Origin of the sequence: Parahoeflea alexandrii (genome assembly GCF_027214025.1) — a bacterium.
Classification (GTDB): domain Bacteria; phylum Pseudomonadota; class Alphaproteobacteria; order Rhizobiales; family Rhizobiaceae; genus Hoeflea; species Hoeflea alexandrii_A.
In genome coordinates this window covers 583,376-602,749 of the sequence record NZ_JAPWHB010000002.1, presented here as the reverse complement: position 1 = coordinate 602,749, position 19,374 = coordinate 583,376, and the positions used below count along the sequence as shown (strand labels likewise).

The window sequence follows — 19,374 nt, the reverse complement described above, 5'->3', positions numbered from 1 at the left end:
AGAGCTGCAAAAAAAAGCTGCAGCGGCGCCGCCAGCGCCGGCTCCGCTAAGTCTTGATTAATAAACTCTAACTAAAAACATCTACATATTGAGCGGAACCGGCCCGACGTGCGGGGCATATTTTCAGGAGTTGATAGTGGGGCTTCCAGCAAGTGTCAGTGTTCAGTCGCATGGTTCGGAAACGGACGACCTGCTCGATTGCATCCGATCGGCGACCAATGACGATTTCACCCACGAGCCAAAGGGGACGGATGAACTGTCGCAGGCGATCGCCGCGCTCATCCGCCGCTGCCGCGATCGCTCGACAGCAGAACTTGACGATGTGGTCAAGACCTCGATCAGCGTCAACGAGACGGCGGCGATGTCGGCCAAGCTGCTCTACGACCTCAGGCACATCGATGGCGAGGCGCAGGGAATCGCTGCGGCGGCCGAGGAGATGGCCGCCACGGTGAACGAGGTTGCGCAGCATGGCGAGGAGATCAGAAACAATGTCCGGCGCGCCAATGAAGCCAGCAGCATCAGCGAAGACGCACTGACCGAGACCTCCAAGAGCATGGCGACCATCAATCATGCACTGGTCGAAACCAGTGCGGGAATCAGCGTTGTCGAGGAACTGGGCACCAATATCTCGGCGATTGCAGCCGACATCAGGAAGATCGCCTCGCAAACCAATATCCTGGCGATCAACGCGGCGGTGGAAGCGGCGCGCGCCGGCGAGGCGGGGCGCGGCTTCGCGGTGATCGCCGCCGAGGTCAAGGCGCTGTCCGACCGGACCGCGATCGCGACCCAGGAAATCGGCGATATCGTCACCCGGCTGCACAGCGGTCTGACCGGCATGGTCAGCGCCATGGACTCGAGCCGGGCCTCGGCGCAGAACGGCGATACGGCGCTTGCCAATCTGCGTACGGCGCTTGCCAATGCATCCCGCGAACTCAGCGACGTGATCGCCAATGCGGACCATATCGCGGTGGCGCTGGAGCAGCAGAAGGAAGCGTCGCAGAGCGTGGCCAGCGGCATTGGGACCGTTGCCATGAGTTCCGGCGATTCGCTGGAGCAGCTGGAAGACCTGGTTGACTGCATGGGCGACGCCCAGGCAGGCATCAACTCCCGCCTGCTTTATCTCGGCAAGGCGAATTTCCCGGGCAAGATCGTCAAGCTGGCGCAGTCGGACCACGTGATCTGGAAGCGGCGGCTGGCCAACATGATCATCGGCCGGGAAGGGCTGAAGGCGAACGAATTGTCCAACCATCACGATTGCCGCCTGGGCAAATGGTATGACAGCCTGCGCCACACGGCGCTTGGCTCCAACAGCCATTTCATCGCACTCGAGGCGCCCCACGCCGATGTCCACCATCACGGCATCGAGGCCGCGCGGCAGTTCAACTCGGGCAACGTCAAGGGCGCGCTGAACGAGATCGACAAGGTCAACGCGGCCTCGGAAAAGGTGCTGGCCGGTCTGAAACTCCTGGAAAGACTGCCGCTGGACTGACCGGGGACGGCCGGCATTGCCCGGCATCGCCAACCTCCGGGGTCGAAGCTCATGCAAATGACGCTCACGCGCCGCGTGTCCAGCCGGATGCGCGGCGCCTGACGTTTCAACCGGATGCCGGACCGCCAGGACGTACCCCGCCAAGGCCCGCACCGGGCGGGGCGGCGTTGCCTTTGGCCTGAGGGCAATGGTATTCATCGGGTTGCATATGTAGGATGCTCTTGGGAGGAGAAGGATCTTGCATTTTCCGAAACGCTTCACCGGCGTACTGGTCATGCTGTGCGGCTTGCTCGCAGCTGGCGATGGCCGTGCGCGGCCAAGCGCCGGCGACGATGCCGCAGCGCCGCGGACGGCGCATATCGGCGTGCTGGCCTATCGCGGCAACGCCGCCGCGCTTGCTGAGTGGCGATCGCTTGCGGCCTATCTCGGCGACAGCGTCGAGGGCTGGCGGTTCGAGCTCATCCCGGTGTCGCTGTCGTCGGTGGAAAGCGAGATCGAGGCCGACCGGCTTGACTTCCTGATCACCAATCCCGGCCACTATGTCGCGCTCGCCGCCCGCCATGACTTGAGCGCCATTGCGACGCGGGAGCGCTGGGCGGAGATTTCCAACTCGCACCTGTCGCGGTTCGGCACCGCGATCATCGTCGCGAAGGACAGCCCGGTGGCCTCGCTCAACGACCTGAAGGGCAGGAAGCTGGCGGCGGTCAGCCCCGACGCTTTCGGCGGCTTCCAGGTCGCCTGGAGCCAGATGCAGACACAGGGCGTCGACGCGTTCCGCGACCTTGCATCGCTGCGTTTCATGGGCTTTCCGCATGACGAGATCGTGGCTGCGGTGGCGCGCGGGGAGGTTGACGCCGGCGTCATCCGCGCCGGTCTTCTGGAAACTCTCGCCGGCGACGGGCAGATCAGGCTCGAGGATTTCCGCGTGCTCAACGCGCAGGATCATCGCGGTTTTCCCTACCGGGTCAGCGGCCCGCTGTTTTCCGAATGGCCGTTCGCGGCGCTGCGGAAGGTCGACAAGCACCTGCGCGAGACCGTGCTCATTGCCTTGCTGCGGAGCCAGGATCAAGCGATTGCCTCGGCCTATGGCCTGCGCGATTTGTGGTCGGCGCCGCTGTCCTACGAGACCACGCGCAAGCTGGTTGGACGATACCAGGAGCGTGTGACGCTGGCCGCCGGGACCACCGAAGCGGGATCGTCTTCCGGCTGGCTGGCGGTCGTGGCCGCGCTGATGGCGCTGGGCCTGACCGGCGCCGGGCTCTACGCGCGGCGCCGCGGAGAGCCGGCTGCCAGCGGGGCCGGCCAGGCGGAGGCTGAGACGCCCGCCGAATTCCGGCAATACGAAGAGCGGATGAAGAGCCTGACGAGCCGCGAGCGCGAGATCCTGGAGCTGATCTGCAACGGCAAGCAGACCCGTGCGATCGCCGGTGCGCTCGGCATCAGTCCGAAGACGGTCGAGTTCCACCGGACGAATCTGCTGCACAAGACGGAAGCCGGAACCATGGCGCATCTGGTGCAGATCGCCACCCGCCTGGGCTACGACCAAGGGGTTTCCCTAGGCTGATTTCGGTGAAAAACACGCAGTCCTTCCAGTTAAGTTCGTCGCCGCCGGGTGCGACACTGTGATGCGCGACGTTGTTGCTCACGTTCGCGCTTCACAGTCACATTCGGGAGGAACTCATGCGACTTTTCACCAGACTCTGCACAGCGGTCACGATCACACTCGGACTGGTATTGGCGGTTGCCGGCAATGCCGGCGCCAACGAGCGCTACGGCAAGCAGAAGGTTGTCTATCACATCAACTACAATGGCGGCGAAGACGACAAGGCCTACAAGGGCGCGCTCAGGAACATCCAGAACCACATCAACGCGGTCGGCGCCGAGAACATGGAGATCAAGGTGGTGCTGCACGGCAATGGCCTTGGCCTGCTGGCCCACGCCAAGACCAACGAGGCGCTGCAGGGCCAGGTGCTGAGCCTGAAAGGCCAGAACGTGGCGATCAATGTCTGCAACAACACGCTCAAGGGCCGCAAGATCAGCTACGAGAACGACCTGTTCGACGTGTTCGAGGAAGACATCGTGCCTTCCGGCGTGGCCGAACTCTCGCACCTGCAGATGCAGGGCTACACCTACATCAAGCCCTGACACCGGCTTGGCCCGGTCCCGGGGAGGGGCCGGGCTGGTCGAGGCAGGACCGGGAGGCCCGGTTCTGTTATCTCCACGCCCCAAATCCTCAAGCGAACACTCACCACCACTGCCGGATCCTCACACCCGCGGCATCCGTTTGGACAGAAGGCTTGAGTGGTGTGGTGTGCGGTGGCCGGGAGATGAAAGGGGATGGGGATGCTCGCGGCAGATAAGCCCCTCCCACCTGTGGGGAGGGGTTGGGGAGGGGCTTGTGAGCTATCTTTCGGCTCAAGATTTGCGGAAAAATTGCAAGAACCCCGCCCCGGACCTACGGTCCGACCCTCCCCACAAGGGGGAGGGTTGGGCATCGCGACCGCTGCTGCCTGTTTGCAGGTATCAACGGCTGGACAATTTTCGGCATTCGGCAAAGAGCTTGTAATCTTTCAAGCTTTGTCGAATATGGTGTCCGCCGTAAGTGGTGGAATTGGATCGACTTCATGGTAGCAGCAATCTTCTATCACAAGGCGGACAGTGCCTATGATGACCTGCCGGATCGCTATTATCATTTTCCCAAACAGTACCTTTCGCGGGTAGAGCAGGTCATTGCTCAACCGATCATCTATTACGGGCCTCTGGATCGTCAAACGGGCCGATTTTACTGGGCTACAGCACTCGTCACCGGAGTCCGCCAAGATCCCTTGCGGCCCGATCATTTCTACGCCGACCTCAAGAACTACATCGATTTCGATCGGCTGGTTGGTTATCAGGAGAATGGCGGCTTTGAACGCCAATTGTTCCTTGCCGATGGTAAGGTGAGCGGAGGACGCGCCGTCCAAGCGGTTCGGGTGATCGACGACGAAGAGTACGATGCCATACTTACGGCGGGAATGAGTGAACGGGTACCGTGGCCTGAACGCTATGATGAAGTTGACCTTGTCAATGAGTTCGACGAACCGCCCCAAGCACCATTGGAGCGCCCTCTTGTCGAGCAATTGGTCAATCGCCGATTCAGGGATGTCAAATTCCGGCAGCATGTCCGTATTGCCTATGACCGGCGCTGCGCCTTCACTGGTTTGCGGTTGATCAATGGCAAAGGCCGGCCGGAAGTCGAGGCCGCGCACATCATGCCGGTTGAGGAGAACGGGCCCGACTCGGTGCAAAATGGCATTGCTCTGTCAGGGACTGTGCACTGGATGTTCGATCGCGGGCTGCTATCGATGGATGATGACTACACCATATTGAAATCTCGCCAGCTTAATCACGATGTCTCCCACCTGTTGAGGCCGGATATGAAGGCAATCGTTCCTGAAAATCCGAGATTGCGGCCGCATCCCTACTATCTTGATTGGCATCGCACCAATCGCTTCAAGGCAGCCTGACTGCTGATTGCATCTTTCATCCCCCCACGCCGCAAACAATCCCCCGCCGCGTCGCGTCCTGTCCTTGACACCGTGCCTCTCGCGGCTCTCCTATGCGTTACATTCGGGGCATGGGCAGGGTCATGAAATATTCGGCATTTTCGATCTTCAAACAGGGGCTTTCGGGCAACAAAGGCTGGCGGCCGGCGTGGCGGGAGCCGGAGCCGAAGAAGCACTATGACGTGATCATCGTCGGCGGCGGCGGGCACGGGCTGGCCACCGCCTATTATCTGGCAAAAAACCACGGCATCACCAATGTCGCAGTGCTGGAGAAGGGCTATCTCGGCTCGGGCAATGTCGGGCGTAACACCACGATCGTGCGGGCCAACTACCTGCTTGAGGGCAACGAGCCGTTCTATTCGCATTCGCTCAAGTTGTGGGAAGGGCTCGAGCAGGAGCTCAATTTCAACGCGATGATGTCGCAGCGCGGGGTGATCAACCTCTATCACTCCGACGGGCAACGCGACGCGTTCGCGCGGCGCGGCAATGCCATGCGGCTGGCCGGCGAGGACGCGGAATTGCTTGGTCGCGAGCAGGTGCGCGAGCTGGTACCGTTTCTCGATTTCGACAATCCGCGCTTTCCCGTGCATGGCGGGCTGATGCAGCGGCGCGGCGGCACCGCGCGGCATGATGGCGTCGCCTGGGGTTACGCGCGGGGTGCGGACAGCCGCGGCGTGGATCTGATCCAGAACTGCGAGGTCACCGGCATCCGCCGCGAGGGCGGCCGCGTCGTTGGCGTCGAGACCTCGCGCGGCTTCATCGGCTGCAACAGGTTGGGGCTGGCGGCGGCCGGCAATTCCGGCCGCGTGGCGGAAATGGCCGGGATGCGGCTGCCGGTCGAAAGCCAGGTGCTGCAGGCCTTCGTCTCGGAAGGCATCAAGCCGTTCATCGACCAGGTGGTGACCTTCGGCGCGGCGCTGTTTTACATGTCGCAGTCCGACAAGGGCGGGCTGGTGTTCGGCGGCAGCCTTGATCTCTACAACTCCTACGCCCAGCGCGGCAATCTTGCGACGGTGGAAAGCGTCATGGAGGCGGCCTGCGCCATGGTGCCCTCGGTGTCCCGGGTCAAGGTGCTGCGCGCCTGGGGCGGGGTAATGGACATGTCGATGGACGGCTCGCCGATCATCGACCGGACGCCGGTCGATGACCTCTATCTCAATTGCGGCTGGTGCTATGGTGGCTTCAAGGCGACGCCGGCCTCGGGCTGGTGTTTCGCGCATCTGCTCGCCACCGGCGAGACGCACGAGCTTGCAAAGGCGTTCCGGCTCGACCGCTTCAGCCGCGGCTATCAGATCGACGAAACCGGGCACGGCGCCCAGGCAAACCTGCACTAGGGGGCGGATAGAATGGCCAGTCTGATCACCTGTCCCCATTGCGGGGTGCGGCCCAAGGAAGAGTTCACCATTCGCGGCGACGCCGGTCCGGTGCGGCCGGCGCCCGAGGCGAAGTTTGCCGCCTGGGACGCCTATGTGCATCTGCGCGACAATGTCCGCGGCGTGATGAAGGAGCACTGGCAGCATTCGGGCGGCTGCCGGCGCTGGCTGGTGGTGGAGCGCGACACCTTCAACCATGCCGTCCATTCGGTCGTCGACGCGGCGGAGTTTGCTCAGGCGAGTGCTGCGAAACCGGGCCGCAAGGCGGCTCCGGCCAAGCCGGCGAAAGCCGCCTCCAAGGGGAGGGGCAAGGCATGAGCTTCTCCCGGTTTTCCGATGGCGGCCTGATCGACCGGTCGCGCCGCATCGGCTTTTCCTTCGACGGCAAGCGGTTCGAGGGCTATGCCGGCGATACGCTGGCCTCTGCGCTGCTCGCCAACGGCGTCAGCCTGATGGGCCGCTCGTTCAAGTACCACCGGCCGCGCGGTCTCCTGAGCGGCGGCGCGTCGGAACCCAACGCGCTGGTGACGATAGGCGATGGCGAGACCCGCGAGCCCAATCTGCGCGCCTCGATGGTCGGCTTGCGCGAGGGACTGGTGGCCGAAAGCCAGAACCGCTGGCCCTCGCTCGGTTTCGATGTCGGCGCGGTCAATTCGGCGCTGTCGCCGTTCCTCGGCGCCGGCTTCTACTACAAGACCTTCATGTGGCCGGCAGCGCTGTGGGAAAAGCTCTACGAGCCGGCAATCCGCAAGGCAGCCGGGCTCGGCCGGGCGAGCCATGCGCCGGATCCGCAAGAATATGAAAAGCGCTGGGCGCATTGCGATGTACTGGTGATCGGGTCCGGCCCGGCCGGGCTGATAGCGGCGCTGACGGCGGCGCGGGCCGGCGCCCGGGTGGTGCTCTGCGACGAGAATTCCGGCTTCGGCGGACGGCTGCTGAAGGACCGGGTCGAGATCGGCGATGCCGACGGCCCCGGCTTCGCGGCTTCGGTGATTGCGGAACTCGAGGCAAACCCGAATGTGCGGCTGCTTTCGAACACGACCGTGTTCGGCACCTATGACAGCGGCGTCTACGGCGCGGTCGAGCGGCGGGACGGCGCGGGCTCCGGCCCGGCGCAGCGGGTCTGGCGGATCGTGGCGAAACGCGCTGTGCTGGCTGCCGGCGCGGAAGAGCGGCCGCTGGTGTTTGGCGGCAATGACCGGCCGGGCGTGATGACGGCGTCGCTGATGCGCGGGCTCGCCAATGCCCAGGCGATCCGGCCGGGCGATCATGTGGCGGTGTTTGCGACCGGTCCTTCCGGCCACGAGAGCGCACGGGATCTGATTGCGCGCGGGCTCGAGGTGACGCTGGTCGACGCGCGGGCCGAAATCCCGGCGGTGGAGCTCGCGGCCTCCGATGGTGCGCGGCTGCTGGCGGGCCATGTGGTGGCCGATGCGCTGGGCGGCAAGGCGGTGTCGGGCGTCGAGGCGGTCAATCGCGCGTCAGGCGAACGCCTGCGGATCGGGGTTGACGCGCTGGCGATGGCCGGCGGCTGGAACCCGGTGGTGCATCTCGCCTGTCACCGCGGCGACCGGCCGGTGTGGAACGCGGATTCCGGCATGTTCCTGCCGCCAAAGGAACGCGACGGGCTGATGGTGGCGGGCAGTGCGGCGGGCGTGCTCGATCTGGCAGGGTGCCTGAAGAGCGGGGCGGAGCAGGGCGCGCGGGCGGCAAGCGAGCTGGGCTTCAAGCCGAAGCCGGCCGACCTGCCAGCCTCGCGCGAGGCCTGTGGCGGTTCGGCGGGGTTCACGACGCTGTGGCACGTGGCGGAAGCCAGGGGAAAAGCCTTCGTCGATTTCCAGAACGATGTCACGGTTGCGGATCTCGGGCTCGCCGTGCGCGAGGGCTACGGCCATGTGGAACTGGCCAAGCGCTACACCACCACCGGCATGGCCACCGACCAGGGCAAGCTGTCCAATGTCAACGCCATCGGCATCCTGGCGGAAAACCGGGGGCTCACTCCCGACCAGGTCGGTACCACGACCTTCCGGCCGTTCTACACGCCGGTCAGCATCGGCGCGCTGGCGGGCGAGCATCGCGGGGCGCATTACCGGCCGGTGCGGCGCTCGCCGCTGCATGGCTGGGCCGAGAAACACGGCGCGGTGTTCATCGAGGCCGGCGCCTGGATGCGGGCCTCGCATTTCCCGCAAGGGGAGGAAACGGGCTGGAAGCAAGCCTGCGACCGCGAGACGCTTGCCGTGCGGGCAAGCGTCGGCATCTCCGATGCCTCGACGCTCGGCAAGATCGACCTTTCCGGCAAGGACGCCGCACGGTTCCTCGATCTCATCTACACCGGCAAGATGTCGACGCTGGCCATCGGCAAGGCGCGCTACGGGCTGACGCTGCGCGAGGACGGCCTGTTGATGGATGACGGCACGGTGAGCCGGCTCGGCGAAAACCACTACCTGATCACCACCACCACGGCGGCTGCCGGCGAGGCGATGGCGCACATGGAGTTCTGCGCCCAGGCGCTGTGGCCGGAGCTCGATGTGCGGCTGGCGTCTGTGACCGACCAGTGGGCGCAGATCACGGTGGCGGGGCCCGCCTCGCGCGAAGTGCTCAAGCGGGTGGTCGATGCGGACATCTCGGAAGCGGCGATGCCGTTCCTGGCGGTGCGCGAGGTTCGTCTGCATTCAGGCCTCGCCGCGCGGCTGTTCCGGATCTCGTTTTCGGGCGAACTGGCCTTCGAGTTGGCGGTCCCTGCGCGGCACGGCGAGGCGGTGGCCGAGGCCATCCTCGAGGCCGGAAAGCCGTTCGGGATCGTGCCCTACGGGCTCGAGGCGCTCAACGTGCTGCGCATCGAGAAGGGCTTCATCACCCATGCCGAGATCGACGGGCGGACGACGCCGGGCGACCTGGGGCTTGGCAAGATGGTCAGCGGCAAGAAGGACGATTTCATCGGCCAGGTCATGCTCTCGCGTGAAGGCCTGCAGCGGGCCGACCGGGAGCAGCTGGTGGGCCTCGTTCCGCTCAATCCGGCGCAGCGGGTGCTCGCGGGCGGCCATCTGCTCGAACCCGGCGCGGTTCCCTCAATGGCCAGCGACCAGGGTCACGTGACCTCGTCCTGCTGGTCGCCGCATCTCAACTCCACCATCGCACTCGCCATGCTCAAGCGCGGGCGCGAGCGGCATGGCGAGGTGCTGATCGTTTGGGATCCGCTGCGGGGGATCGAGACCGAGGTGCGCGTATCTTCGCCGGTGTTCCTGGAGGCGCCGGAGGAAGAGCCCATCGCCGCGGTGCGGGAATATGCGCCGATCGCCGCACGCGATGGCGGTGCGCCGGACCTGCTGGATGGGCTCACCGTCAGTGCGTCGGACCGCGTGTCGCTCACCCAGTTGCCGGATGCGCCGGTGTGTCTGGTCGCAGGTCCGATGGCAAAGGATGCGGCCGTCCGCCGGGCAGCGAAAGCAGGAGACGGGACGATCCGCACGGTGCAGCCCGGACAGGCGCTAGTGGTGGGCGAAGCGGGCGAGGGCTTCGCAGCGCTTGCCGCGCGGCTTGGCGCATCGGCCGATCTGAGCCTGTGCGACCTGTCGGACGCGCGGGTGAGGTTTTCGCTCTCCGGGCCTGAGGCCGCCGGGATCATAGCCACCCAGTCGGCGGTCGACACGGATGCGAAGCTGTTCAAGACAGGCGCCAGCGCGCCGACGCTGTTCGGCCACGTGCCGGTGCAGCTGACACGGCTCGGCAAGGACGATTTCGAGATCATGGCGTTCTCGACCTATGCGCGGGACCTCGCCGAGAGCCTGTCGCGCGCGATCCGGCTTCTGGGCTGAGTTCGGATGGGTGGCGGGCATCCGCCACCTGGGGTCAGGACCCATTAAACTCAACGATGCCGAATGACAGCTCGGAGTCCACAGCTCCAAGATTGGCGACGCAGCGACGTGGGCTTTGACACATTCAGCTCATGGGCCAGACTTCAACAACTCCATGCGCTACAGCGCATGGAACGCCCGATACCATTTCAATTGCCTCCTCAATTGAGGCCGCTTCAATAACTGCAAAACCTGCGACAGGAAGGTCCGTGGTCATAAATTGCCCCGCGCTTGTCTCGACACCCGTTGCCCCCGGATTCCGAACCTGCACTGGTGACCCGGCGATTCCCATGAGCGCACCCCCTGCGACAAGTTTGGCGTCTTGTTCATGCGCGGCGGCACGGATGGCCTCTGGCGTTCGATTGTAGCCGTCTCGATCTCCTTACCCGATGGTCAAAAACTTCGGCATCATTTGCTCCTTTCAAGTTTTGTATCGGTTTTCTGCATCGCTGCTTCATCGAAGACGGATTGAATTTGTCCAAGTTTTGCCTGAAGTCTTCGTTTGTCCATGTCGCTGCGATGACCGAGTTGGACCGGCAGACGAAGTCGATTGCTCAGGCGGAAAGTTGGTAGCGGCTGGCCAGACTATTCGGCCACCCGTTCGTAAAACAGGTTCACACCGCCGGTGCGGAGTGGTCGCGCCTCGCGGAGCGTGAAGTGGGTTCGGCCGCCTTGCGGCCTGAAGAGAGGCTTGCCCTCGCCCCATACAACCGGTGCGAGGCAGATCCGGTACTCGTCGACCAAGTCCTCGGACATCAAGGTCGCGAGAAGGTCGGCGCTGCCGAAGACGAAGACGTCGCGCCCGTCCTCCTGCTTTAGCGCCCGCACCGCGCCGGACGCCTCGCCCTTCAAGAGGCGGCTGTTCGACCAGTCAGCCTCGTCGAGCGAGCGTGAGGCCACGGCCTTGGGCAGGTCGTTCATCATCTTGGCGATCGGTCCCGTCTCTTTCATCCAGTAGTCGCGCATCCCCTCGTAGGTGCGGCGGCCGAAGAGGAGCGTGCCGATCTCCGCCCCCTGTTCGAGCGAGAAAGCCTCAAGCTCTTCGCCCCAGACGGTGCCGTGCATGTCGAGCTGCCAAGGCTGCGCGCCCTCGAAGCAGCCGTCGAGTGTCATGATATTCCAGGCGATCAGGCGTCTCATGCTACTTCGACCTCCCTGCTGCATGGGGCGCGGGGCCGGTCGGCTCTGCGTGACCACATAGGCGCTGCGCTGCGCAGCCTCTATGGTGACGACATCGAAATTGGCCGACAAGCACCCCGATCTGCCGCAACTCTTGAAAGATTTCCTCTGGCTTGTATTGCAACCGATCCCTCAGCACACTCCACTCCATCTTGACGACTTAAGAAAATTCATATTTAACGCATTTGTTACATAACCGGTGTGTTAAATGCAAACTGATTCTCTATCCCTCACATTTTCCGCGCTGGGCGACCCTACCCGCCGGGCTATCCTGCAGCGTCTGAGTGAGGGTGAGGCATCGGTTGGAGAGCTGACCGAACCCTTCGATATCTCGATGCCCGCGATCTCTCGCCACCTGAAGGTGCTGGAGCGCGCGGGCCTCGTCATGCGGACCCGGAACGCACAGTGGCGGCCGGTGCAACTCAATGCGGCCCCCCTGGCCGAGGTTGCCAATTGGGTGGAAAGGTATCGCCAGCATTGGCAAGGCGCTTTCGACCGTATGGATGACTACCTGGCCGAGCTACAGAAAGGTGACTCCGATGCCAAAAACTGATGCGACAGCAGAGCAGAGAGCGCTTGTCCTCGATATCGACAGGGTGTTCGCCGCGCCGCGGGAGCTGGTCTGGAGATTGTGGAAAGACCCTGAGCATCTGGTGCGCTGGCATGGCCCCGAGGGTTGCGCGCTCAGTCAGTGTGAGCAGGATTTTCGCCCCGGCGGGAAATGGCGCCGCACGATGACCGCTGGCCTCGGCCATGCCCACGTGATCTTCGGAGAATTTGTCGAGATCGATGAACCGCGCCGGTTGAGCTTTACCTATACCAATGCGAGCGACGGCTTCGAAACAATCGTGACCATGGACTTCATCGCGCAGCCTGAGGGCACCACGCGAATGCTGTTCAGGCAGACGCCGTTCATCAACCGTGAGGAACGGGATGGTCATGGCCGGGGATGGAACAGCAGTTTTGATTTGCTGAACGCTTACCTTCTGCTGTTCGGAATCGAGGACTGGCGGCCCAAAGGCCGGCCCCGCATCGACGGAGTTGCGGCGGATTTCGCAGCCGCCGAAGCGCGTCACGCGAATGAGATCGAGGACAAGGCGAGTGAGCATCGGCACCTCGAAAGTCGTTGACCACGCCGCCCGACATCATGTCTCGCTACGGCGTCAGCTGGTGATGCCAATCGGGCAGGTCGCCACCTAAGTCATGGATCAACTCACGGATGGGATCATAAACCGGCAATGGAGCTGGAATGGCGCCTTCGGCAATTAGTCGGTGGTCGTCGGCGATGACCGGCCGCTGCCTGCCGTCACGCTGGCGGGCGGGATGAAGGTCACGCTGCTGTCGCCGCACTGGCCGGCGCTGGAAGCGCTCAGGCCGATGTGGAAGAAGGAATGCGAGAAGGCCGGCCTGAGTACGGCGGCAAGACGGCGCTGCTTGCGGGCGATGCCCATGGTGAGGCGCTGGAGGCATCGATCGGGCGGCTGACCGGCGGCGGCAGGCTGGCCGTCGATGTCGTCAAGCTGTCGCACCACGGCAGCCACGGGACCCTGCCGCCGTCGCTGCTCGCCGCGGTCGACTGCGACAGCTTCCTGGTCTCGACCGACGGTTCGCGGCATGACTACCCCGACCGGGAAGCTATCGCCAGAGTGGCGGTTTCCCGTGAGGGCGGGTTTTCGCTGATCGGCAATTACCGTTCGGCGGAAATGCTCGAATGGGACCAGGCGAGCCTGAAACGGGCTTTCGGCTACAGCGTCAAGCTGCCGGGCGACGGCGAGCCGGACGGCGTCATGCGCCACCGGCTGCGCTGAGCGCCGGCATCGCTCGGAACGGCCGGAGTTGCGGCCAGGAACCTGTCGCGGTACTGCGGGAAAGCGATGGCAGGGGAGGTGCGTGCCGCATCACTTCGGGTTACCCTTGTCACATATTCGTGTCTTGATTTTGTTGCGTTGCAGCATTAAATCAGGGCTAGGATTTTTCGGGAGGAATGACCGCTGGAGGTCGACAATGCTCTTGAAGTTTCTGTTCAAACCGCGTGAACCGCAATTCGCCCTGGGCGATGACATCAGGCTGAGATATCTCGGCCCCTCCGACGCGGGCGCTTTCCGCGACCATATCCACGAGCTTCACTTCGAGGATTTTCGCGACCGTTTCAACGGGCTGGTGTCGGACTACTGGCTCGACAAGTATATCGCCCGGTCGCTGAACGAGGCCATCGTCGTCGGCGCTTTTGCCGGGGATCACCTGGTCGGCGTGGGCGAGCTGCACACTGGCGGCAGGATCGAGCCGGGGCAGGGCGAGTCGGCCTTCTCGGTGGCGTCAGACTGGCGCCACAAGGGGCTCGGCACCATCCTCCTGAAGGCGATGCTGCGCGCCGCGTCGGACAACGACATCTCCACCATCATCGTCATGACCGGTTCGCAGAACCACGCGATGAAGGCGCTGGCGCGCCGCTTCGGCGCCAGGATGCAGTTTGCCGGCGACCAGTCGGTCGGGCGGATCAATGTCGCCGACGGGCTCAGGCTCGCGGCCCGCAAGCTTGCGAACCGCAACTTCCCGGCGCCGCCGCTGCCGGTCGCCGAGCCGCCCGCAGTTTCGGCATCGCTCATATAAGAAACTGATTCAACTGTCTGCGAAATTGAGTCCGAAATCTTGCTCAAGTCTCTGATCTGTAAAAGAAAAGCGTTCAGGTTTGGAGTGTTCGGCCCGGTGCCGGACAGCCGTCCGGCGGGGCGTGGGATCGATGAAACGGGGCCGAGGCGGATAAACCATTGGGGTCTGGGCCAAGGGTCTGTATAGTCGGGGGCACTGCAACCGGCGGGTCCGCCCGCCGCAACCCGGAGGATTCCCATGACCGACAAGAAAGCCACCGACGACCTGGTTTCGATGTTCATGAATTTCGGCAAGGACATGAAGCTTCCTACCCCTGACCTCGAGGCGATTGTCGAGCGTCACAAGAAGAACCTGCTGGCGCTCGATACCGCGGCCAAAACCGCCGGCTCGGGGGCGAGCTCGATCCTGGCGAAGCAGCGCGAGATGGTGCAGGAGGCGCTCGACGAGATTTCGGCGATGGCCGAGAAGGTAAAGGGCGGCACTGATCCGCAGAGCCTGATGGCGGCGCAGACCGAGTTCGCCAAACGCTCGTTCGAGAAGGCGATCCAGAACACCTCCGAGATTGCCGAACTGGCGCAGAAATCCTCCACAGACGCCTTCAAGGTGCTGCAGCAGAACATGCAGGAGACGCTCGAGGAAGCGCGCAAGGCGATGACCGGCCAGGGCAAGAAATAGGCCTTATCGGCAACTCGATTTCACGGGCCGGTGCATCGCGTCACCGGCCCGTTTTCGCTTGCGGCTCTGGTGCCGACGCCAGTCATGCGCCGCGGCTTTTGCAGGACCGGGAGTATATCAGGGTCGACCTGTCCGCACGGGTTGCGCGAGGTGCGCCGGGGCGCATAGGGTGCGACAGGACTGCGATACAGATCGCCATACACACTACGATATACGGGGAAACCAGCATGCGCATTGTTACCGGTAACGATATCCGTTCCGTCTGTTCCTGGCCGTTCGCGGTGGAAGCGCTGAGGGCCGGCCACCTGATGCCGCCGGCGGATCTGCGCGATTCGCTGATCGAGCAGGCCGGCCGCAAGATGCTGGTCCGGACCGCCTGGATCCCCGGCCTTGCCTCCGGCGTCAAGGCGGTGACGATCTATCCCGGCAATCCGTCCGCAACCCCGCCGATGCCGTCGGTGCAGGGGCAGGTGCTGCTGTTCGACGAGGCGCGCGGCGACGTCGTCGCGGTGCTCGAGGGTGTCGATCTGACCGCCTGGAAGACCGCCGGCGATTCGGCTCTCGGCGCCTCCTGCCTTGCGCGGCAGGACGTCGCCACCATGCTGATGGTCGGCGCCGGCTCGATGGCGCGGCCGCTGATCGACGCGCACCGGGCGATGCGGCCGTCGCTCGAGACCGTGCTGGTGTGGAACCGCGGGCGCGAGCGCGCCGAGGCGCTGGTGCAATCGCTCGAAGCTGATGGCGTCAGCGCCGAGGTGGTCGCCGATCTCGACGAGGCTGTCTCGCGCGCCGACCTGATCTCATCGGCCACCATGTCGACCGAGCCGCTGATCAGGGGCGAGGCGCTCAAACCCGGTGCGCATGTCGATCTGGTCGGCGCCTACACGCCGTCGATGCGCGAGGCCGACGACGCGGCGCTCACCCGCGGACGGTTGTTCGTCGACAGTTTCGCCACCACGGTCGGCCATATCGGCGAGGTGATGATCCCGATGGCCGCGGGCGTAATTTCCCGCGAGGATATCCAGGGTGATCTGCACGCTCTGGTGCACGGGCGCGTGAGCCGCCATTCCCCCGACGAGATCACCATTTTCAAGAACGGCGGCGGCGCCCATCTCGACGTGATGATCGCGCACGCGGTCCACCTGGCGCTCGAGGGGCGGTAAGGCTGGGCGCCACTGTTGCCGCGAGGGCGCCTCAAGCGCGGCCGGGCTTGCCGCCCGGCTCCTCGCACCGGGCCACCCGTTCCGCCCCGCGTGCCTGGCTGCAGCAATTGGTTAACCATTTGCGTTCATACATTGTTTAGAGCTTTTCAGCCGGCAGCAGAATCGGCGACAAAGTCCTATCTTGTTGTTTTCATGCAATTCCGCAGGCGAGACCGGGTCTGCCTGTCGCCGGAATTGGCTTGGCGAAACCGGAGCTCGGTCGCGAAATGTCGATGTTCAGATACTACGCATCCAAGACACCGCCGCAGGCATCCGGCCCGGGGCTGGCGATCTACACCAATTTTCTCCGGACCGGGCGCATCAGCCGCCAGGACGACTGGGTCGAGGAAGAGCGGCGCTACCTGACCGAGGAGGAGGTGGCGGAGCGCACCGGCAAGCGGCTCGAAAGCGCCGGCAAGAAGACGCACCAGCGGCTCAACAGCTTCCACCGCAAGATCCGCTTTCCCGAGATCATCTTCCACAAGACGCTGGCGACCGCGCCGCATCTCGGCTACGTCCATGTCACCGCCTCGAAGACCGACATCGCCGAGCACAAGGATGTCACCTGGGGCTTCTACATCGCCAATTTCTCGGCCGAGATCAGCGGCGACGAGCACTTCTTCAGCCATGTCAGCCCCGGCTACGCGCGAATGTATTTCGCCGTGGCGATGAAGCCCGGAGAAGCTGGCGAAGGGGCCGAGACACCCCGCCCGGTGGTCAACCGCGACATCCATGACAACGGCGTCCTGTTCCGCACCTCCGACCCGAAAACGGCGCTGAAGAACGTGCTGATGCTCGGCGCGCGGAATGTGGAGTTGCGGAAGATTGTCGCGGCGATCGGGTGAGGGGGGCCTGTCGGGTGAGGATGTAGTGGGGATTTGCCGGCTCCGGCGCGACTTGGGGGATTCGCCTGAGTTTCAGGTCTGCCTGACCGCTGGACCGGATTGCGACATAGTCTCCCGGCAAATGGTCCCGCGAACTCGTCTGCTCAATTACTCTTTAAGAAATAACGCTCAATATCGCGCGTCATACGAGGTCATCGAGAAGGGTCGATGATGCCGGTCAGGTCATCTTGGGGGAACTCATGCTTTTTAAATCTGCAACTACCCGGAACATTTTCGCGATTGCCGCGTCGGGACTGGTCGCGACCTTGGCTACAGCCGGCGTCCTGATCGGCCTCGCCTATCAGAATTCTGAACGCTCGGCACTTGAAGAGATGCGCCAGGCAGCTGCCCTGCAAGCGTCCGAGATCGAGAACCGGATGTCCGGCGCATTCAGCATCGCCAACAATCTCGCCAGTGCTCTGGTGGCGTTCAAGGAAGGCGGCGATCCGAGCCGTGAGGCTGCCAACCGGCTTCAGAAGAACCTCTTGAAAGACAATCCGAACGCGCTCGGTGTATGGACGGGCTGGGACGTCGATGCTTTCGATGGCCGGGACCTGGAATTTGCCGGTGCTCCGGGATATGACGCGACGGGCCGCTATGTGCCTTACTGGGTTCGCAGTGGCGGCAAGATCATCAACGAAGTTCTGGTCGACTACACCGTGCCCGGCGCGGGCGATTACTACATTCTCGCCCATGACAGCGGCGCTCCGCAGGTGGTGGAGCCCTATCTCTATCCGATCGAAGGTACGGAACAGCTCATTACTTCCCTCGTCGTCCCGGTGGTGTTCGATGGCAAATCGGTCGGGGTCGCCGGTGTCGACCTGTCGCTCGTCGGCACAAACGAGGCGCTGTCGGCTGTTCGTCCCATGGGTGACGGTCGCGTGAGCCTGGTGACGAGCGCCGGACATGTCGTGGCGCATCCCGATCAAAGCCTGGCCGGCAAGTCGCTGGCCGACACCGGCCAAGCAACGGCGGGGTGGGACAGGCTGATCGCAAATCCGGGGCAGGTCATCGAGACCACGAGTCCCGCCGACGGCAATATCCTTTCGGTTGGCTACCCGGTGCGCCTGACGGACGACAACAGCTGGTATGCGATCGTGTCGGTTCCCGAAGCGACGGTTTACGCTGCAGTTAACAGACTTGTGTGGACCGCGGCAGCCGTGACCATCGTGGCGACTGCGCTACTCGCGCTGCTCGGCCTGTTCATCTCGCGCCGATTTGTCGCGCGCATCAGCAACGTCATCGACCAGACGAACATGATCGCCGCGGGGAATCTCGAGGTCGAGTTGACGGATATCGAGCGGCAGGACGAGCTCGGCGACCTTTCGCGTTCGCTCGGCACGCTGCTCGAGAACAATCGCCGCAAAGTCGAACTGGAGCGGGAGTCGGAAATCGCGCGGATCAGGGAAGAAGACGACCGCCGCGAACGCGCCAACATCAGTGCAGCACAGGAAGAGGCGGTTCGTTTCGCGGTCGGTGAACTGGGCGAGGGGCTTTCGCGACTGTCGAATGGCGATATGACGGTGCGGCTCGAGCACCAATTCGACCGGCAACTCGATCCGATCCGCGTCGATTTCAACAGCTCCATCCAAAAGCTGCAAGAAGCGATGCTGGCCTTCTCCGAAAATGCGTCTACCATTCAAAACGGCTCGAGTGAGATTACGTCGGCGGCCAATGATCTGGCGCGCCGGACAGAGCAGCAGGCGGCTTCCGTGGAGGAAACCGCGGCGGCGATCGAGGAGATAACAACTTCGGTCAGGGATTCCACGTCCCGCGCCGAGGAGGCCGGCGCCCTGGTCGCCCGAACCAAACAGGGCGCGGAGAGATCCGGCGAGATCGTTCGCAGCGCGGTCGCCGCGATGGGTGAAATCGAGCGTTCCGCCGATTCGATCTCGAACATCATCGGTGTCATCGACGAAATTGCTTTCCAGACCAACCTGTTGGCGCTCAATGCCGGGGTCGAGGCCGCGCGCGCCGGGGAGGCTGGCAGGGGTTTTGCCGTGGTGGCTCAGGAAGTGCGCGAACTCGCCCAACGCTCGGCCGAGGCAGCCAAGGAAATCAAGAGCCTGATCCTGTCGTCCGGCAATCATGTGAAGAACGGCGTGGGACTGGTCGATGAAACGGGACGTGCGCTCGAAAGCATCGTCGGAGAGGTTCAGGAGATCAACCTGAACGTCCAGGCAATCGTGCAGGCCGCGCGGGAGCAGTCGAACGGCCTCCAGGAGATCAACACTGCGGTCAACCAGATCGATCAGGGTACGCAGCAGAACGCCGCCATGGTTGAACAGTCCACCGCCGCGGCCCACACGCTGGCCTCGGAAGTCGGGGCGCTCACCAGCCGACTCGCCCAGTTCAACCTCGGCAAGGAGTTGGCCCGTCCCGCCACGACCCCGTCCCGGCTCGCCCCGTCGGCTGTCCGCGCCGTGCCCGCTCGCGCGGATCAGGCGGAGGCACGACCTGCCGTGCGCTCGGCGCCGCACGCCATGAACCAAAAACTGGCAGCGGCGTTCGCGTCCGGATCGGCAGCCGTGGCCAGTGACGACTGGCAGGAGTTCTGAGGGTA

Annotated in this window: 14 protein-coding genes and 2 pseudogenes; 15 read left to right on the top strand and 1 reads right to left on the bottom strand. The window is 63.9% G+C overall.

The window, feature by feature from the left end; translation table 11 throughout:
• Positions 1 to 136 precede the first annotated feature (136 nt).
• The 7 genes and pseudogenes from O4H62_RS09060 to O4H62_RS09030 all read left to right on the top strand — a co-directional run.
• On the top strand, positions 137 to 1,489 hold the full coding sequence (locus O4H62_RS09060; protein WP_269387174.1) for a methyl-accepting chemotaxis protein: 1,353 nt from the start codon (positions 137 to 139) through the stop codon (positions 1,487 to 1,489).
• Positions 1,490 to 1,727: 238 nt separating this feature from the next.
• Positions 1,728 to 3,053, top strand: a complete 1,326-nt coding sequence (locus tag O4H62_RS09055) for a PhnD/SsuA/transferrin family substrate-binding protein (protein ID WP_269387172.1) — start codon at positions 1,728 to 1,730, stop codon at positions 3,051 to 3,053.
• Positions 3,054 to 3,169: 116 nt separating this feature from the next.
• Positions 3,170 to 3,634, top strand: coding sequence for a DsrE family protein (locus O4H62_RS09050; RefSeq protein WP_269387170.1), 465 nt, complete (start codon positions 3,170 to 3,172; stop codon positions 3,632 to 3,634).
• A 479-nt stretch (positions 3,635 to 4,113) separates the two neighbouring features.
• Positions 4,114 to 4,995, top strand: a complete 882-nt coding sequence (locus O4H62_RS09045) for an HNH endonuclease (protein WP_269387168.1) — start codon at positions 4,114 to 4,116, stop codon at positions 4,993 to 4,995.
• A gap of 122 nt (positions 4,996 to 5,117) precedes the next feature.
• On the top strand, positions 5,118 to 6,368 hold the full coding sequence (locus O4H62_RS09040) for a sarcosine oxidase subunit beta family protein (protein ID WP_269387167.1): 1,251 nt from the start codon (positions 5,118 to 5,120) through the stop codon (positions 6,366 to 6,368).
• Positions 6,369 to 6,380: 12 nt separating this feature from the next.
• Positions 6,381 to 6,632: pseudogene (locus tag O4H62_RS09035) on the top strand (sarcosine oxidase subunit delta); the annotation flags it as partial.
• Positions 6,633 to 6,721: 89 nt separating this feature from the next.
• Positions 6,722 to 9,682, top strand: a pseudogene (locus O4H62_RS09030) (sarcosine oxidase subunit alpha family protein); the annotation flags it as partial.
• 1,164 nt (positions 9,683 to 10,846) lie between these two features.
• Here the strand turns inward: O4H62_RS09030 and O4H62_RS09020 are convergent.
• A complete protein-coding gene (locus tag O4H62_RS09020; protein ID WP_269387164.1) occupies positions 10,847 to 11,401 on the bottom strand; it encodes a dihydrofolate reductase family protein in 555 nt (184 codons plus the stop codon).
• 247 nt (positions 11,402 to 11,648) lie between these two features.
• Here O4H62_RS09020 and O4H62_RS09015 point away from each other — a divergent pair, with 247 nt between their 5' ends.
• From O4H62_RS09015 to O4H62_RS08980, 8 genes are all read left to right on the top strand, one after another.
• On the top strand, positions 11,649 to 11,993 hold the full coding sequence (locus O4H62_RS09015; RefSeq protein ID WP_269387163.1) for an ArsR/SmtB family transcription factor: 345 nt from the start codon (positions 11,649 to 11,651) through the stop codon (positions 11,991 to 11,993).
• Positions 11,980 to 12,570, top strand: coding sequence for an SRPBCC family protein (locus O4H62_RS09010; RefSeq protein ID WP_269387161.1), 591 nt, complete (start codon positions 11,980 to 11,982; stop codon positions 12,568 to 12,570). The genes O4H62_RS09015 and O4H62_RS09010 overlap by 14 nt, the downstream gene beginning before the upstream one ends.
• Positions 12,571 to 12,831: 261 nt before the next feature.
• Complete coding sequence (locus tag O4H62_RS09005) at positions 12,832 to 13,248, top strand: hypothetical protein (RefSeq protein ID WP_269387159.1); 417 nt, start codon at positions 12,832 to 12,834, stop codon at positions 13,246 to 13,248.
• A 196-nt stretch (positions 13,249 to 13,444) separates the two neighbouring features.
• On the top strand, positions 13,445 to 14,050 hold the full coding sequence (locus O4H62_RS09000; RefSeq protein WP_269387158.1) for a GNAT family N-acetyltransferase: 606 nt from the start codon (positions 13,445 to 13,447) through the stop codon (positions 14,048 to 14,050).
• Positions 14,051 to 14,287: 237 nt separating this feature from the next.
• Positions 14,288 to 14,725, top strand: a complete 438-nt coding sequence (locus tag O4H62_RS08995) for a phasin family protein (protein ID WP_269387156.1) — start codon at positions 14,288 to 14,290, stop codon at positions 14,723 to 14,725.
• Between the two features lie 227 nt (positions 14,726 to 14,952).
• Complete coding sequence (locus tag O4H62_RS08990; protein ID WP_269387155.1) at positions 14,953 to 15,888, top strand: ornithine cyclodeaminase family protein; 936 nt, start codon at positions 14,953 to 14,955, stop codon at positions 15,886 to 15,888.
• A gap of 266 nt (positions 15,889 to 16,154) precedes the next feature.
• Complete coding sequence (locus tag O4H62_RS08985) at positions 16,155 to 16,772, top strand: DUF6656 family protein (protein ID WP_269387153.1); 618 nt, start codon at positions 16,155 to 16,157, stop codon at positions 16,770 to 16,772.
• A 239-nt stretch (positions 16,773 to 17,011) separates the two neighbouring features.
• Positions 17,012 to 19,369 carry a methyl-accepting chemotaxis protein gene (locus O4H62_RS08980; protein WP_269387151.1) on the top strand — a complete coding sequence of 786 codons (2,358 nt, stop codon included), beginning with the start codon at positions 17,012 to 17,014 and terminating at the stop codon, positions 19,367 to 19,369.
• Positions 19,370 to 19,374: the final 5 nt, after the last annotated feature.

Excerpts from the sequence above, each read along its gene's own strand:
- O4H62_RS09050 (WP_269387170.1), top strand. The coding sequence starts at position 3,170 with ATGCGACTTTTCACCAGACTCTGCACAGCGGTCACGATCACACTCGGA.
- O4H62_RS09045 (WP_269387168.1), top strand. The coding sequence starts at position 4,114 with ATGGTAGCAGCAATCTTCTATCACAAGGCGGACAGTGCCTATGATGAC.
- O4H62_RS09040 (WP_269387167.1), top strand. The coding sequence starts at position 5,118 with ATGAAATATTCGGCATTTTCGATCTTCAAACAGGGGCTTTCGGGCAAC.
- O4H62_RS09020 (WP_269387164.1), bottom strand. The coding sequence starts at position 11,401 with ATGAGACGCCTGATCGCCTGGAATATCATGACACTCGACGGCTGCTTC.
- O4H62_RS09015 (WP_269387163.1), top strand. The coding sequence starts at position 11,649 with ATGCAAACTGATTCTCTATCCCTCACATTTTCCGCGCTGGGCGACCCT.
- O4H62_RS09010 (WP_269387161.1), top strand. The coding sequence starts at position 11,980 with ATGCCAAAAACTGATGCGACAGCAGAGCAGAGAGCGCTTGTCCTCGAT.
- O4H62_RS09005 (WP_269387159.1), top strand. The coding sequence starts at position 12,832 with ATGCGAGAAGGCCGGCCTGAGTACGGCGGCAAGACGGCGCTGCTTGCG.
- O4H62_RS09000 (WP_269387158.1), top strand. The coding sequence starts at position 13,445 with ATGCTCTTGAAGTTTCTGTTCAAACCGCGTGAACCGCAATTCGCCCTG.
- O4H62_RS08995 (WP_269387156.1), top strand. The coding sequence starts at position 14,288 with ATGACCGACAAGAAAGCCACCGACGACCTGGTTTCGATGTTCATGAAT.
- O4H62_RS08990 (WP_269387155.1), top strand. The coding sequence starts at position 14,953 with ATGCGCATTGTTACCGGTAACGATATCCGTTCCGTCTGTTCCTGGCCG.
- O4H62_RS08985 (WP_269387153.1), top strand. The coding sequence starts at position 16,155 with ATGTCGATGTTCAGATACTACGCATCCAAGACACCGCCGCAGGCATCC.
- O4H62_RS08980 (WP_269387151.1), top strand. The coding sequence starts at position 17,012 with ATGCTTTTTAAATCTGCAACTACCCGGAACATTTTCGCGATTGCCGCG.